11 protein-coding genes are annotated in these 15,014 nt (G+C 61.1%); 8 read left to right on the top strand and 3 right to left on the bottom strand.

All coding sequences use genetic code 11. From position 1 onward, the window contains the following. Positions 1-37 precede the first annotated feature (37 nt). The 3 genes from M2447_RS06410 to M2447_RS06400 form a co-directional block, all read right to left on the bottom strand. A complete protein-coding gene (locus tag M2447_RS06410) occupies positions 38-1,459 on the bottom strand; it encodes an isochorismate synthase (protein WP_277557883.1) in 1,422 nt (473 codons plus the stop codon). 79 nt (positions 1,460-1,538) lie between these two features. Further along, positions 1,539-2,303, bottom strand: coding sequence for a DeoR/GlpR family DNA-binding transcription regulator (locus M2447_RS06405; RefSeq protein WP_277557882.1), 765 nt, complete (start codon positions 2,301-2,303; stop codon positions 1,539-1,541). A 48-nt stretch (positions 2,304-2,351) separates the two neighbouring features. Further along, on the bottom strand, positions 2,352-2,519 hold the full coding sequence (locus M2447_RS06400) for a hypothetical protein (RefSeq protein ID WP_277557881.1): 168 nt from the start codon (positions 2,517-2,519) through the stop codon (positions 2,352-2,354). Positions 2,520-2,577: 58 nt separating this feature from the next. Between M2447_RS06400 and M2447_RS06395 the strand changes: the two genes are divergently transcribed. The 8 genes from M2447_RS06395 to M2447_RS06360 all read left to right on the top strand — a co-directional run bounded on the left by M2447_RS06395 (position 2,578) and on the right by M2447_RS06360 (position 15,000). Beyond that, complete coding sequence (locus tag M2447_RS06395) at positions 2,578-4,344, top strand: glycerophosphodiester phosphodiesterase family protein (RefSeq protein ID WP_277557880.1); 1,767 nt, start codon at positions 2,578-2,580, stop codon at positions 4,342-4,344. A 195-nt stretch (positions 4,345-4,539) separates the two neighbouring features. Next, positions 4,540-5,610 (top strand): hypothetical protein, encoded by a 1,071-nt coding sequence (locus M2447_RS06390; protein ID WP_277508924.1) that lies wholly within the window; start codon positions 4,540-4,542, stop codon positions 5,608-5,610. Between the two features lie 338 nt (positions 5,611-5,948). Next, on the top strand, positions 5,949-7,505 hold the full coding sequence (locus M2447_RS06385; protein WP_277508922.1) for a calcineurin-like phosphoesterase family protein: 1,557 nt from the start codon (positions 5,949-5,951) through the stop codon (positions 7,503-7,505). Positions 7,506-7,525: 20 nt separating this feature from the next. Beyond that, positions 7,526-9,067, top strand: coding sequence for a calcineurin-like phosphoesterase family protein (locus M2447_RS06380; RefSeq protein WP_277557879.1), 1,542 nt, complete (start codon positions 7,526-7,528; stop codon positions 9,065-9,067). Between the two features lie 49 nt (positions 9,068-9,116). Then, a complete protein-coding gene (locus tag M2447_RS06375) occupies positions 9,117-10,664 on the top strand; it encodes a calcineurin-like phosphoesterase family protein (RefSeq protein WP_277557878.1) in 1,548 nt (515 codons plus the stop codon). Positions 10,665-10,702: 38 nt separating this feature from the next. Then, positions 10,703-12,136 carry an FAD-dependent oxidoreductase gene (locus M2447_RS06370; protein ID WP_277557877.1) on the top strand — a complete coding sequence of 478 codons (1,434 nt, stop codon included), beginning with the start codon at positions 10,703-10,705 and terminating at the stop codon, positions 12,134-12,136. After that, positions 12,133-12,996, top strand: a complete 864-nt coding sequence (locus M2447_RS06365; RefSeq protein ID WP_277557876.1) for a hypothetical protein — start codon at positions 12,133-12,135, stop codon at positions 12,994-12,996. Before M2447_RS06370 ends, M2447_RS06365 begins: the two co-directional genes overlap by 4 nt. A gap of 42 nt (positions 12,997-13,038) precedes the next feature. After that, the gene (locus M2447_RS06360; RefSeq protein WP_277557875.1) at positions 13,039-15,000 is read left to right on the top strand and encodes an FAD-dependent oxidoreductase; all 1,962 of its coding nucleotides are present in this window, start codon (positions 13,039-13,041) and stop codon (positions 14,998-15,000) included. Positions 15,001-15,014: the final 14 nt, after the last annotated feature.

The raw sequence follows: 15,014 nt of genomic DNA, 5'->3' as shown, positions 1-15,014 counted from the left end.
AACTCCGGTTTTTCGGTGTTCTTGGCGGCGAATCGATTCATCCCAGCAATGCGTCGCGGATGGCGCGGAATTTGATTTCGGTTTCCTCGAACTCCTTTTCCGGCGAGGAGCCGGCGACTATGCCGGCGCCGGCGTAGAGGCGCGCGTTCGGGCCGTCGATGAGGGCGGAGCGCAGTCCGACAAAGAACTCGCCATTGCCGTGCGCGTCGATCCAGCCAATGGCGCCGGCGTAGAGGCCGCGAGGGAAACCTTCGAGTTCGCGGATGCGCGCGACGGCCGCCTCGCGCGGCGTGCCTCCGACGGCGGGCGTGGGATGCAGGCGGGCGAGCGCGTCGAGCAGGCGCACGCCGTCGGGCAGTGGCGCTTCGACGGGCGTGTGCAGATGCTGGACGTTGGCGAGTTTGCGCAGGCCGGGTTGCGCGGGGTGGGTGAGTTTCAGGCCGAGTGGCTCGAGGCGGCGGCGGATCGAGTCGAGCACATGGCGTTGCTCGCGGACGTCCTTTTCGTTGTGGAGCAGGGTGGCGCCGAGCGAGGCGTCCTCGCTTGCCGACGCGCCGCGCGGCGCGGAACCGGCGAGCGCCTCGGTGAGGAGCCGGCGGTCGCGCACGCGCAGGAGCCGCTCGGGGCTCGCGCCGATGAAGCTCTGTCCGTGTCCGTTGGCGAGCGAGAAGCTGTAACAGTCGGCGAAGCGCTGGCGCAGGCCGTTGAGAATGCGCAGCGGATGCAGCGGCGCGTTGTCGGGCGTGGTGAAGTCGATTGCGCGCGCGAGCACGATTTTGTGAAATTCCCCCGCCTCAATGAGTGCGAGCGCGCGGGAAACGGCGGCGCGGTAGCCGGGGGTTGCGGTGGCGCGGGTTGCCAGTCCGCGGGGCAGGGTGGTTTTTCCCATGCCCGGGCTGGCCGCCCGCGCCACTTTCTGGTGCGCGTGCCAGACTTTTTTAGTGAGGGCGGTAATGTCTGAGTCGGGTGTGACGATAAAGTTCGCGACGGCGGTCGTGCGTCCGTTGGCGAGGGCGACTTGCCAGCGGGGAATAAACACGCCGGCGGATTCGAAGGGCTCGCCGGGTTCGGTGCTGTCAAAAAATGAATACGCGGTGAAAAAATGCGGGCCGGCAAAAGTCGCCGTCTGGTCGCCGACGGCGATGGCGTCGGCGAGCGTGGAGTCGATGAATCGCTGGCAGTCGGCGAAGCGTTGCGCGCCGCGGGCGCTGAATTCGAGCACGGCCTCGGCTCCGGCGAGCGCGAAATTCTCGGCGGGACGCTCGACGTAGAAATGGCGTTCGTTTGGCTCGAAGATCGACTCGAGCACGGCGAGCGGATCGAGCGCGGAAACTTCGAGCGTGATGCTGACCAGTCGCGGACGATTGACCTCGGCGGCCATCGCGCGGCATTGTTCGAGAAAGTCGAGCAGCGCGGCGGGATTGGCGTTGGCGTCCGGGTCGATGGGAAGAATCGTCATGAAGATGCGCGGTGGTTCTTTTTCAACAGGGCTTTTCCAATACTGTTTGGTTTGAATGCGGCAATTCTTTCCCCAGCGCTCACGCGAACACTATTTTCACGCCGTGGTTTTTTATTGTATCGAACCAGTGGTGGTTTTCGGGGTGGTCGCTTGTCACGAGCACGTCCACGTTTTCCCAGGGGGCCATTTGGGTGAGGCCGAATTTGCGGAACTTGCTGTGGTCGGCGAGCAGGACGCGAAGGGCGGAGTTGCGCATCATCAGGCGCACGGTGGCGACGAGCGTGTCGGCGGTGTCGAGCACGCCCTCGTCGTCCATGCCGCGCGTGGAGAAAAAGCACACGTCGGCGCGGTATTCGCGCAGGGCGGCTTCGGTGCGCGGGCCGTAGAGCGCGTCGCCTTTCACATCGAGTGTTCCGCCGGCCACGAGGATTTCGGGGCCGCCGCCGGAGGGGAAGCGCTGCATAAACGAGCCGCAGACGTTGATCGAGTCGGTGATGATGGTTCCGCTGCGGATATGTTGCGCGAGTTTGCACGTGGTCGAGCCGCCGTGGATGAATGCGACGCCGCCTTTCGGGAGAAACTCCATCGCGCGCGCCGCCAGCCGCGCCTTTTCATCATCAAACCAGCGTTCGCGCATGACGAAGGGCAGGGAGCCGTCGCCGCCCACCGGCAGGCGGCGGAGGCCGCCGTGGACGCGTCGTGCGAGGTTGCTTTCGGCGAGCTTGATGAAGACGCGGCGGATGGTGGCGGCGCTTCCGCCGACCAGCTTCATGGCCTGCTCGGTGGTCAGAAAATCGCAGACTTCGAGTTGTTTCAATATGGCTTCTTCGCGGCGTTTGCTCATGGCTCGGGAGTGGGAAAAATGTTTTGTTTTTGATACTTAAAAAAACGCTCAAAAAACAATCGAAAATGCGCGCAAACGCTCATTTCGTTTGAAAATAAAGATTTTTGAAGGGCAAATCGGGCTGAAATTGCTTGAGTGCTCAATTTCGGGGCGGAAAAATAAGGCACACTTTGCAACGACCCCGGTGGCTGCCTCATTTCCGCGGTTATTGGTCATGGTCGTAGTTTCATTGTCCCAAAATCGTAACAATCAATTCGCCCAAAAATAACCCGCCATGAAGAGAACACTCCCCGTTAATCCCGCCGGACTGGCTGCCTTTGTCCTGTTTGCGTTGACGGCTTCCGCCTCCATCGCCCCGCTCGCCGCGCAACCTGAATTGCACACGACAAACATCCGCAGCGCGGAGGAACTGCGCGCGTATTTCCGTCATTCGCCCGACAGGGACATCGTTATCGCCGGGCATCGCGGCGGCGTGATGAAGGGGTTTCCCGAAAACTGCATCGCCTCGTGCGAAAAAACACTCTCGCTCATGCCCGCGTATTTCGAGATCGACACGCGCATGACGAAGGACGGCGTCATCGTGCTCATGCACGACGCCACAATCAACCGCACCACCACCGGCAAGGGTCGCGTGTGCGATTACACTTACGCCGAGCTGCGGGAGTTTTTCCTCAAGGACCGCGAGGGCAATGTCACCAAGCACAAAATCCCGACGCTCGACGAGATGCTCGCGTGGGGCGAGGGCAAGACCGTCTTCAACATCGACAACAAGGACGTGCCCTGGGAGGTCATGGTCGCCAACCTCAACGGCAAGTGGAAGCACTACCGCAACCTCATGTTCTACGTGCTCACGTTGCGCGAGGCGCAGTATTACGCGCGGAACAACCCGAATGTCGGCTTCTTCTACGAGATCAGCGACGACGCCATGTATGACGAGTTCGCCGCCTCCGGCATCCCGTGGAACCGCATCGTCGCCTATGTGCGCAACACGATGGATCCGAAAAAACGCGCGCTCTACGAACGCATCCGCGCCAACGGCGTGATGTGCCAGGTCGCCCTCGCGCCCACCGCCGACAAGGGCAAGACAATCGACAGGCGGATCGACGCCTACCTGAAGGAAATCGCGCGCGGCCCCGACATCATCGAGACGGATTATCCGTCGAGCTTCGTCGCCATGCCTCTCAATCGCGGCAAAAACGCCGGCTCGCCGAAACCCAAGCACACCGTGCACATCAAGAGCATGGCCGAGTTGCAGGAGTATTTCCGTTACTCGCCCGAAAAGGAAATCATCATCAGCGGACACCGCGGCGGCATGATGAAGGGGTATCCGGAAAACTGCATTCCCTCGTTCGAAAAAACGCTCTCGCTCATGCCCTCGTTTTTCGAGATCGACCCGCGCATGACGAAGGACGGCGTGCTCGTGCTCATGCACGACGCCACCATCAACCGCACCACCACCGGCAAGGGCAAGACCGAGAACTACACCTATGCCGAGCTGCAGCAGTTTTACCTGGTGGACCGGCAGAAAAACGTGACCCCGTATAAAATCCCCACGCTCGACGAGGTGTTGGAGTGGGGCGCGGACAAAGTCGTGTTCAACTTCGACAACAAAAAAATCCCCTGGCAGGTCTATTCCGACAACCTCAAGGGCAAGTGGTCGAAATACCACAACATCATCCTTTCCGTGCGCTCGCTCGAGGAGTGCCTGTTTTATTACGAGCGCAACGACAACGTCATGTTCTGCTGCGAAATCGGCGACATGAAACAATACGAGGCCTATCGCGACTCGGGCATCCCGTGGAACCGCATCATGGCCTACGTGCGCTACAAAATGGACCCCGAGCACCAGAAAGTCTACGACCTGCTCCGCAGTCACGGCGTGATGTGCATGACCGCCATCGCGCCCACCTCCGACAAGGTCAAGCCGTTCGAGGCGCGCATCGAGGCCTACAAAAAGGAACTCGCGAGCAACCCCGACATCATCGAAACGGACTATCCCGCCGACTTCGCAAACCTCTCCAGAAAGCGCACGAAGAAATGATGATTATTACGAAAAAACTGAAATCATTTTGGAGTGCGGTGGCAGAGCGAAGCGGCGACACCGCTTTGAGCGATATGCGAAATTGATTTGTATGCGAAAGCGGCGTCGCCGGGCTTCGCCCTCTGCCGCCGCACTCCAAAAAAGGAAACCCATTTTCTCAAACCAACCAACATTCACCACACACCACACACATATATGAGCACTAGCGAAACTCCCGCAAAACAAACCATAATCACCATCGTTGGCTCCGGCATGATGGGTTCCGCGCTTGTCTTCCCCGCGAGGGAAAACGGCCACACCGTGCGCCTCGTCGGTTCGCCGCTCGACGGCGAAATCATCGACGCCTGCCGCAAGACCGGGCGCCATCCGAAATTCGTGAAGGATTTCCCGGCGGGCGTGGAATATTACAAGATTGAGGAGCTCGACAAGGCCATGGACGGCGCCGACCTGCTCGTCTGCGGCATCAGCAGCTTCGGCGTCGATTGGTTTGCCGAATACATGCTCCCGCGCATCCCCGAAACGCTGCCCGTCGTCTCGGTCACGAAGGGGCTCATCGACGACGGCACCGGCCAGCTCATTTCGTATCCCGAGTATTGGGCGCGCCGCGCCGCGCCGCGCAAGCTGCGCCTCAACGCCATCGGCGGCCCGTGCACCAGCTACGAACTCGTCGCGCAAGACCAGACCGTGGTGACGTTCTGCGGCGAGGACATCGAGACGCTCCGCTGGATGAAAGGCCTGATGCAGCGCCCGTATTATCACATCGCCGTTTCGACCGACGTCATGGGCGTCGAGACCGCCGTCGCGCTCAAGAACGCCTACGCCTACGGCGTGTGCATCACGGTCGGCGCCTGCGAGCGCGTTTACGGCATCGACAGCATCCCGCACTACAACTCTCAAGCCGGCGCGTTCGGGCAGTCCATGCTCGAAATGCAAAAACTCATGCGCCTCCTCGGCTCCAGCAACGACGAGGCGCTCGCCGTCGGCATCGGCGATTTGTATGTCACCGTCTTCGGCGGACGCAACCGCCTGCTCGGCAAATTGCTCGGACGCGGCCTGCCGCTCGATGCCGCGCTGAAGGAGCTCGAGGGCATCACGCTCGAGGGCAACGTCATCGTCGTGCGCATCGTGAAGGCGCTCCGCGCCTGGGCCGCGCAAGGCAAGGTTGACCTCGCCGAATACCCGCTCATCGCCCACCTCGGCGAGGTGCTCATCGACAACAAGCCCGCGAACATCCCGTGGGAGGCGTTTGTCGCCGAGAAGCGCTGAGAGAGCTTTTATTAAGGAGCGCAAAACAATACCGGCATGAAAACACGAAATAGCCGTTTGTGCATCCCCAACGGGGATGGGGCTCCTAGCCCGGGGTTGGCGCGAGTTGCGAGCGCCTACCCTGGGTGCCATGAAAAAGAAAACACAACCCTGAAGGGGTTGCGCCCTCTGAAAACGCACGCAACGCATGCAGGCCGCAACCCCGTTGGGGTTGTTTATTGTATTCATTATACCCAGGGTAGCTCGCAATGCTCGCAAGCCTGGGCAAGGAGACGGAAGCCCGTTGGGCTTCATTAATGTCCCTTTTATTTCGAAAAAATTAACAAATAAAACCCAATATGAATAATCCTCACCCGAAAATTTCACACGCGCGTTTTCTTGCGCGCATCGCCGCCGCATTTCTTGTCCTGGCCGTTGGCACGGCGTTCGCGAAAGTCACGCATCCCGACATCACGCCCGCAGCGGGCATCGACCTTTACGGCACGATTCTCGACGACGTCGGCGCGCCCGTCGCGGGTGTTGTTGTGAGTGACGGCTTCCAGTGCGTCGCCACGGACGCCCGGGGCGTTTACCAGATGAAGCGCAACCCGAAGGCGCGCATGGTGTATTACTCCACGCCGGCGGAATACGTCATCAACACCACCGGCAAGCCCGGCAAGGGCGGCCTGGGGCAGTTTTACGCAAAACTCGGCAAGGCCCAGCGCTACAACTTCGACCTCGCGCGACTGCCCGCGCCCGAGACGGAGTTCACGCTCATCGGCGTCGGCGATCCGCAGGTGCGCTACTTCTCCGACCTCGGGCGTTACAAGGACGAGACCGTCGCCGATCTCCGCGAGTTTGCCAAGGCCTCGCGCCTGCCCTGCTACGCGATTCTTCTCGGCGACATCGGTTTCGACACCATGCACTACCTCCAGCCCATGCGCGAAATCAGCGACCGCGCCGGGATTCCCTACTTCGCCGTCATCGGCAACCACGACCACGACGAAGCCTTCACCAACGACCACGAGGCCGGCGCGGGTTTTGAGGCGGTTTTCGGCCCGCTCAATTTTTCCTTCAACCGCGGCGGCGTGCACATCATCGGCATGGACGACATCATCTACAACGGGAGGCTCAACTACAAGAGCGGCATCACCGACGAGCAGATCGAGTGGTTGCGCCAGAGCCTGAGCTTTGTGCCGAAGGACAAAATCATCGTCCTCGCCTACCACGCCCCGTTGCGCGAAAGCGGCTCCCAGAACCGCGAGAAGTTGATGAAGCTCTTCGAGGGTTACGCGGAGGTCCACATCATGGCCGGCCACACCCACTATCACGAAAACTACATCATCAAAAAACCGATCAAGGCCTACGAGCACATCCTCGCCACCGCCTGCGGCGCGTGGTGGCGCTCCACGCTCAACGCCGACGGCGCCCCGAACGGCTTCGGTGTCTTCACCTTTAACGGAAACAAGGTCTCCGACTGGTATTTCAAGGCCGTCGGCCACCCGGTCGGCTTCCAGATGCGGCTCTATCCCGGCGACATGAAATACGGCGGCCCCGGCGGCAAATTCTCCTACGGCAAAACCGCGAACGACATCGTCGTCGATGTCTGGAACGCCGATCCCGCGTGGAAAATCGTCGCCTACGAAAACGGCGTCGAGGTCGGTCCGTTGAAAAAACTCCCGCGCATGATCGACGCCTACTCGGCCGGCTACCATGTGGGCGTGGTCCAGCGCTCGCTCAAAAGCTATGGCGCCGGCGGCGACGGCAAGGGCACGAACCGGCACCTCTATCTCCACACCAAAAAGGATCCAAACGCCCGCGTCGAAATCCGCGCGACGGACCGCTTCGGAAAAACCTACGCCGAGAGCGAACTCACCACCGACGTCGCCGACGCCGCGCCGCCCGCGGCGCGCTGAGGCGCACCCTCCCGATGACCATGCAACGCACAATGCACACATTCACGCGCATCGCCGCCGCCTTTCTCATTCTGGTCGCTGGCACGGCCTTCGCGAAGGTCGCGCACCCCGACATCAAGCCCGCCGCGGGCATCGACCTTTACGGCAGCATCCTCGACGAAACCGGCGCGCCCGTCGTGGGCGTTGTCGTGAGCGACGGCTACCAGTGCGTCGCCACGGACGCGAAGGGCGTTTATCAAATGAAACGCAATCCGGGGGCGCGCATGGTGTATTACTCCACGCCGGCCGATTACGTTGTCAACACGCTCGCCAAGCCCGGCGACAAAGGCGGCCCGGCCGCGTTTTACGCGAAGCTCGACAAGCGCGACGGGCAACAACGCCACAACTTCGACCTCGCGCGCCTTCCCGCGCCCGAGGGGGAGTTCACGCTTGTCTGCATCGGCGATCCGCAAACGAAACGGGACGAGCAGATCGTGCGCTACAAAAAGGAAACCATCGACGACCTCCGCGCGTTCGCCCGCGCCTCCAGTTCGCCCTGCTACGCCATCCTCCTCGGCGATGTTTGCGGCGACGCCATGGACCTGCACCTCCCCATGCGCGACGCCACCGCCGGGGCCGGCATCCCGTTTTTCGCCGTCATCGGAAATCACGATCACGACGCGTCAATCAAGAACGACGACCACAATGCCGGCGCGCCCTTCGAGTCGGTTTTCGGCCCGCTCAACTTTTCCCTCAACCGCGGCGGCGTCCACATCATCGGCATGGACAACATTCTCTACAACGGCAGCAAAAACTACAAAAGCGGCTTCACCGACGAGCAGGTCGAATGGCTGCGCCAGAACCTGAGCTTTGTGCCGAAGGACAAAATCATTGTCCTCGCCTATCACGCCCCGCTCGGACACGGCAACGCGCAAAACCGCGAGAACCTCATGAAACTCTTCGAGGGTTACGCCGAGGTCCACCTCATGGCCGGCCATTCGCACAACCACAGAAACACCATCATTAAAAAACCAATCTCCGCCTACGAGCACGTCACCGGCACCGCGTGCGGCGCGTGGTGGCGCTCGGTGCTCAACACCGACGGCACGCCCAACGGCTACGGCGTCTTCACCTTCAACGGAAACAAAGTCGCCGACTGGTTCTACAAGGCCAACGGACGCGGGCGCGATTACCAGATGCGGATGTATCGCGGCGACGCGAGCTTTGGCGGCCCCGGCGGCATGTTCTCCTACGGCAAAACCGCGAACGACGTCGTCGTCGATGTCTGGAACGCCGACCGCAAGTGGAAACTCGTCGCCTACGAAAACGGCGTCAAAGCCGGCGCGCTGAAAAAACTCCCCCGCATGGTTGACGCCTACGCCGCCGGCTATCACGCGGGCGTGCTCAACAACCAAAGGCCGGGCTATGGGCACATTCCCCCCGGCACGAACCAGCACCTCTACCTGCACACCAAAAAGGATCCCGACGCCCGCGTCGAAATCCGCGCGACCGATCGTTTCGGGAAAACCTACACGCTGGACAAATACACCACCGACCTCTCCGACGCCGCGCCGCCGCGTTGACGCGCGCGCCGCTTCCCCTATTTAATCGAGCCTCAACCCAAAACACGACATGCACACACATCATCCGACATTTCCGCGCGCGCGTTTCCTTGCTCGCATCGTCGCCGCATTTCTCGTTCTGGCCGTTGGCACGGCCTTCGCGAAAGTCACGCATCCCGACATCAAGCCCGCCGCCGGCATCGACCTCTACGGCAGCATCCTCGACGAAACCGGCGCGCCCGTCGCCGGTGTTGTCGTGAGCGACGGCTTCCAATGCGTCGCCACCGACGCGAAGGGCGTTTACCAGATGAAGCGCAACCCGAAGGCGCGCATGGTGTATTACTCCACGCCCTCGGAATACGCGATCAACACGCAGGCCACCTCCGTCAAAAAAGGCAAGGGCTCCTCGGCGGTGTTTTACGCGAAGTTCGACAGGCGCGGAAAACAGAAACGCTTTAACTTCGACCTCAGGAAACTCCCCGCGCCCGAGAAGCTGTTCACGCTCATCTGCGTCGGCGACCCGCAGACCTCGAACGACACGAATATCGTGCGCTACCGGAACGAGACCGTCGTCGATCTCTACACATTCGGCAAAACCTCCAAGCTGCCCTGCTACGCGATTCTGCTCGGTGACATTTGCAGCGACGCCCCTCAATACCATCGCACCATGCGCGATTACACCGGCCTCACCGAAATACCTTATTTCGCCGTCATCGGAAACCACGACCACGAGCAGGCCATCACCGACGATTACAAATCCGCGGCGCCTTTCGAGGATGTTTTCGGCCCGGTCAATTTTTCATTCAACCGCGGCGGCGTTCACATCATCGGCATGGACAACATCCTCTACAACGGCAGGGAAGATTACAAAAGTGGATTCACCGACGAGCAGGTTGAGTGGTTGCGCCAGAGCCTGAGCTTTGTGCCGAAGGACAAAATCATCGTCCTCGCCTACCACGCCCCGCTTTACGAGAGCGAGGCCAAGAATCGCGCGAAGTTGATGAAGCTTTTTGAGGGTTACGCCGAAGTTCACCTCATGGCGGGTCACACGCACGACCACCGAAACTACATCGTCAAAAACCCCATCGAAGCCTACGAGCACATCCACGGCACCGCCTGCGGCGCATGGTGGCGCTCGACACTCAACAAGGACGGCGCGCCAAACGGCTACGGCGTCTATACCTTCAACGGAAACAAGGTCGCGGACTGGTATTTCAAGGCCACCGGTTACGGACGCGGTTACCAGATGCGGATGTATCCAGGCGATGTTACCTTTGGCGGCGAATATTCCTATAAGCAAGGGCCGAACGATGTCGTCGTCGATGTATGGAACGCCGACCCCGACTGGAAAATCATCGCCTACGAAAACGGCGTCGCGGTTGGTCCGCTGCGGAAACTTCCCCGCATGGTTGACGCTTACGCCGCCGGTTACCACGTAGGCGAGCTCGGTGCGAAAAGCAGTAACTACGCCACAAAAGCGAACCAGCACCTCTACGTGCACACGAAAAACAATCCCAGCGCCCGCGTCGAAATCCGCGCGACCGACCGCTTTGGCGTCACCTACGTCGTGCGTGAAATGACCACCGACCTCTCCCGCGCCGGAAAATATCCGCGCTAACATTCGCGCACCTGCACCGACTCACCCGCATCCCCGCCATGCCACTCCCCAAAAAAACACGCACCACGCGCCGCGATTTTCTGAAGGGCACTGCCGCCGCCACCGGCTTGTTCATGCTGCCGGTGGCCGCCTTGCGCGGCGGCTCCTCAGGAAAAACAAAACTCGAAACGGACATCCCCATGCAGCCCGACGCCGACGTTGTGGTTGTCGGTGGCGGCGTCGCCGGGGTTTGCGCCGCCGTGACCGCCGCGCGTCAGGGCGCGAAAACGCTCATCCTCGAGCGCAGCGGATTGCTCGGGGGGATGCTTACCGCGGGCCACGTCAATCCCATCCTCGGCACCGTCAGCAAGGGCACAATCTACGACGAAATCGTCAGCCGCCTCACCGCCGAAAACGAGACCGAGATCGAGACCACGCGCAACGGGCGCGAAGTCTACATCGACGTGGAAAAGGCGAAGACGCTGATGTTCAACTTCGTCGCCGAAAACAACGTCGAATGCTGGATGCAATCGCTCGTCGTGGACGTTGTTCGCGACAGCGGAGGCGACACCATCAACCGGCTCCTTGTCGGAACGCCGGAGGGCATCAAGACAGTCTCGGGAAAAATCATCATTGATGCCACGGGCGACGGGCAAGTCGCCATGCTCGCGGGTGCCGATTACGGAATGGGGCGCGACAGCGACGGGCGCGTGCAGCCCGTGACGCTCGAGTTCACGCTCTCCAACGTGGACGAAAGCCGCGCCATCACCGCCTGGGGCGGCAGCGACCCGGTGAAACTGCCAAGCGGGCAGCGCTATTCGGAGTTTTGCAAGGAGGCCAATGCCCGCGGCGAGCTTCCCGAAAACGTCGCCATCGTGCGGCTCCACCGCACCGCCCGCAAGGGCGAGCGCCACGTCAACGCCACGCAGAAAAACTACATCAACTCGCTCAAGCCCGTCGACATTTTCACGGCGATGCACGATCTGCGAAACCAAATCGACCAGTGCGTGCGCTTTCTGAAAAAATACATTCCCGGCTATGAAAACTGCATCCTAAAAACATCCGGCTCGGCCCTCGGCGTTCGTGAAACGCGTCGCGTCACGGGGCAATACATCCTGAGCGACAACGATGTCGAGGTCGGCTCGAAATTCGACGACGCCGTTGTCCACAACGCCTGGTTCCTGATCGACATTCACAACCCATCCGGCGGCGGCCAGGCCGAGGGACGCTCCAAAATCGCGAAGCCCTACGACATTCCGCTGCGCTGCCTCATCCCGCCGAAAGTCGGCAACCTGCTCATTGCCGGACGATGCATTTCCGGCACGCACCGCGCGCACGCCTCCTATCGCGTGATGGGCATTTGCATGGCCATCGGGCAGGCCGCCGGCACCGCCGCCTCGCTGTGCGTCAAGGGCAACGCGCGCCCCGACGAGCTTTCCAGCGCAAAAGTCCGCGCCGCGCTCAAGGCTCAGGGCGTTTCACTCTCCTCATGAAAACGAGCGCAATCAACCCAACCACGCGCCGTGCTTTTCTGAAAAAAGGAGTCGCGGCGAGCCTGTTGTTCGCAATGCCCGCCGTCTTTTTGAAAGGGCAGGGCGCCGCTATCGCGGACGGGGGCGTGTTTATGACCGGACGTTCCGAAAAGGCGCCGCGCCCCATGTATAAGGTTCTGGACATACCGGAGCCCGCCATCGGAAAAAACAACGTGCAAAGCGTCGGTTTTTACGGGGAAAAGTATTACGTTTTTCATCACGGCTCAATCGTTCAGGAATTCGCCGGCGGGGCGTTTAAGCGCGAATACAAAATCAAAAACGGCAGGCTCTTTCATCCCAATGACGCCTGTTTTCACAACGACCAACTCTGGATTTGCGACACGGGTGACACCGACGAGCCGCCAAGCATCAAGCGAGTGGACATCGCGACGATGTCCGTCGTCGAAACGCTCATCATCAACAAACCCGGCTGGCGCACGGCCTCGGTGGCCTTCGAGTCCGACACCGTTCTTTATTGCTGCCAAGTGGAGGCAATCGACAAGACCACGCGCAAACGCTTCCTCGTTCGCAAATACGACCGCGCCGCAAAAAAAGTCCTGCAGGAATGGTATTTTCCGCTCGATCAGTATTACGTTCAGGGTTGTGCGCTCGACGGCAAACATCTCTACGTCACAACCAACAACGGCGCGCGTCCGTGCTCGAAATTTCGCAAGCTGAACCTCGCGCAATCCATGGTCGAGGAAGTGGTAGTGTTTGACACTTTTGGCGAGTCCGAGGGCCTTCAGGTGCTGCGCATTGGCGGACGCCTCAACATTCTCACCGCGAAAAAAGGCGGCGTTTACCGCATCGTTATGGAATAAATTTCAGAAAAAAACTTAGCCGATCTCCAACACCTCCCTACCATGCCACTCCCCAAAAAAACACGCACCACGCGCCGCGATTTTCTCAAAGGCGCGTCCGCCACCGGCCTCCTCCTCGCGATGCCCTCCGGAATCCTCGGCGCGGCTCCCGCCGTCCTGAAACCGCCCCCGCCCGTCGCGTCCAAGCCCCGCCGTCCTCGCAAGGGCATGCGCACGCACGGGAACAGCCCGGTGATCATACGCCGCGAGCTCTCCGCCGACCTTGTCGTCGTCGGCGGCGGACTCTCCGGCGTGTGCGCGGCCATCGCGGCGGCGCGGCACGGCGCGTCGGTCGTGTTGATGCAGGACCGCCCCATGCTCGGCGGCAACGCCTCCAGCGAAATCCGCATGGGCATCATGGGCGCGCACGGCCACAACAACAAGGAAACCGGAATCCTTGAGGAGTTGCAGCTTGAGAACATTTATCGAAACCCGCTGATGCGCTACACGCTCTGGGACGACATCATGCTCTCCGCCGTCCTCGCCGAAAAAATCACACTGCTGCTCAACACGAGCGTCCACTCGGTCGAGACGCGGAACAATGTTATCAAAAGCGTCACCGGCTGGAATCTTCACGAGTATTGCGAATACACCGTGAGCGGGCGCGTGTTTGCGGACTGCTCGGGCGACAGCGTCCTGCGGCTCTCCGGCGCGGAGTTTCGCACGGGGCGCGAGGCGACGGACGAATTCGACGAGAGCTTTGCGCAGCCCCGGGCCGACGCGCACACAATGGGCAACTCCATCCTCATGCAGTTGCGCGAATGCAAGGAGCACCGCCCCTTCATCCCGCCGGCATGGGCGCATCATTACACCGACGCAAACGCCCCGAAGCACCGCAAGCTGCGCGCCGACGACAATAACTTTTGGTTCATCGAATACGGCGGATTGATCGACACCATCGGCGACGCCAACGAAATCCAATTCGAACTCAAGCGCGTCGTCTACGGCCTCTGGGCCTACATGAAAAACCACCCCGACGGGCGCTGCAAAAATTACGAGCTGGACTGGGTCGGCTCGCTTCCCGGCAAACGCGAGAGCGCGCGCCTCGTCGGCGATGTCATCCTCAACCAGTGCCACGTCATGGACGCCGGGCGCTTCCCCGACAGCGTCGCCCACGGCGGCTGGGTGCTCGACGACCATCATCCCGGCGGCATTCATCACGACGGCGAGCCGTCCAAGTTCGACTACCCGCCCGTGCCCTTCGGCATTCCCTACCGCAGCCTGTATTCCAAAAACATCGACAACCTGTTTTTCGCGGGAAGAAACGTCTCCTGCACGCACGCCGCGCTGAGCACGATACGCGTCATGGCCACCTGCGCCGTCATGGGCCAGGCCGTCGGCACCGCCGCGGCGCTGACGCGAAAACACGGCTGCATGCCGCGCGACATTTATAAAAACCACATCGCCGAACTGCAGGCGACCCTCCTCGACGACGACCAGATGATTCCGCACCTGCGCCGCAAAGTCGCCCCGCTGACCTTGCAAGCGACGGCGCAATTCGAGGCGCTGCGCGCCGGGCACGACCGCAACATTGAAAAAGGCGAGTGGGGCACCGGGGCCGGCAGCGGCACCGGCGGCACCAAATACAAGTGGCAGGACAAGCAAATCGAGACCGGCGTCTGGCTCAAGCAAGGCGAGACCGCCCGCTACGAATGGCCCGCGCCCGTGAGGATTTCCTCCGCCCGCGCCGTGTTCGACACCGAGCTTTCATTCCGCGGCAAACGCATGCGAAAACTGGAGGGGACGACCGATTACAAGGAACTGCCCGCGATGCTCGCCAGGGAGTTCGCGCTCGAAATCCTCAAGGACGGCCAATGGGTGGAAGTCGCCCGTGAAAAGGACAACCGTCGGCGCTTCTGGCGCGTGAAATTCCCCGCGGTCAACGGCACCGCCGCCCGCCTGAAAATCATCTCCACCTGGGACGCGAAAACCGACGCGCACGTCTTCAGCTTCGAGGTTGCGTGATTATGAAAACCGCG

Origin of the sequence: Ereboglobus sp. PH5-10 (assembly GCF_029504735.1) — a bacterium.
GTDB lineage: Bacteria > Verrucomicrobiota > Verrucomicrobiia > Opitutales > Opitutaceae > Ereboglobus.
The sequence above is the reverse complement of the archived record's forward strand: the minus strand, read 5'-3'. Positions and strand labels throughout refer to the sequence as shown.

Coding starts and splice junctions, on each gene's coding strand:
- M2447_RS06405 (WP_277557882.1), bottom strand. CDS start 2,303: ATGAGCAAACGCCGCGAAGAAGCCATATTGAAACAACTCGAAGTCTGC.
- M2447_RS06375 (WP_277557878.1), top strand. CDS start 9,117: ATGCACACACATCATCCGACATTTCCGCGCGCGCGTTTCCTTGCTCGC.
- M2447_RS06410 (WP_277557883.1), bottom strand. CDS start 1,459: ATGACGATTCTTCCCATCGACCCGGACGCCAACGCCAATCCCGCCGCG.
- M2447_RS06400 (WP_277557881.1), bottom strand. CDS start 2,519: ATGACCAATAACCGCGGAAATGAGGCAGCCACCGGGGTCGTTGCAAAG.
- M2447_RS06395 (WP_277557880.1), top strand. CDS start 2,578: ATGAAGAGAACACTCCCCGTTAATCCCGCCGGACTGGCTGCCTTTGTC.
- M2447_RS06360 (WP_277557875.1), top strand. CDS start 13,039: ATGCCACTCCCCAAAAAAACACGCACCACGCGCCGCGATTTTCTCAAA.
- M2447_RS06390 (WP_277508924.1), top strand. CDS start 4,540: ATGAGCACTAGCGAAACTCCCGCAAAACAAACCATAATCACCATCGTT.
- M2447_RS06380 (WP_277557879.1), top strand. CDS start 7,526: ATGCAACGCACAATGCACACATTCACGCGCATCGCCGCCGCCTTTCTC.
- M2447_RS06370 (WP_277557877.1), top strand. CDS start 10,703: ATGCCACTCCCCAAAAAAACACGCACCACGCGCCGCGATTTTCTGAAG.
- M2447_RS06385 (WP_277508922.1), top strand. CDS start 5,949: ATGAATAATCCTCACCCGAAAATTTCACACGCGCGTTTTCTTGCGCGC.
- M2447_RS06365 (WP_277557876.1), top strand. CDS start 12,133: ATGAAAACGAGCGCAATCAACCCAACCACGCGCCGTGCTTTTCTGAAA.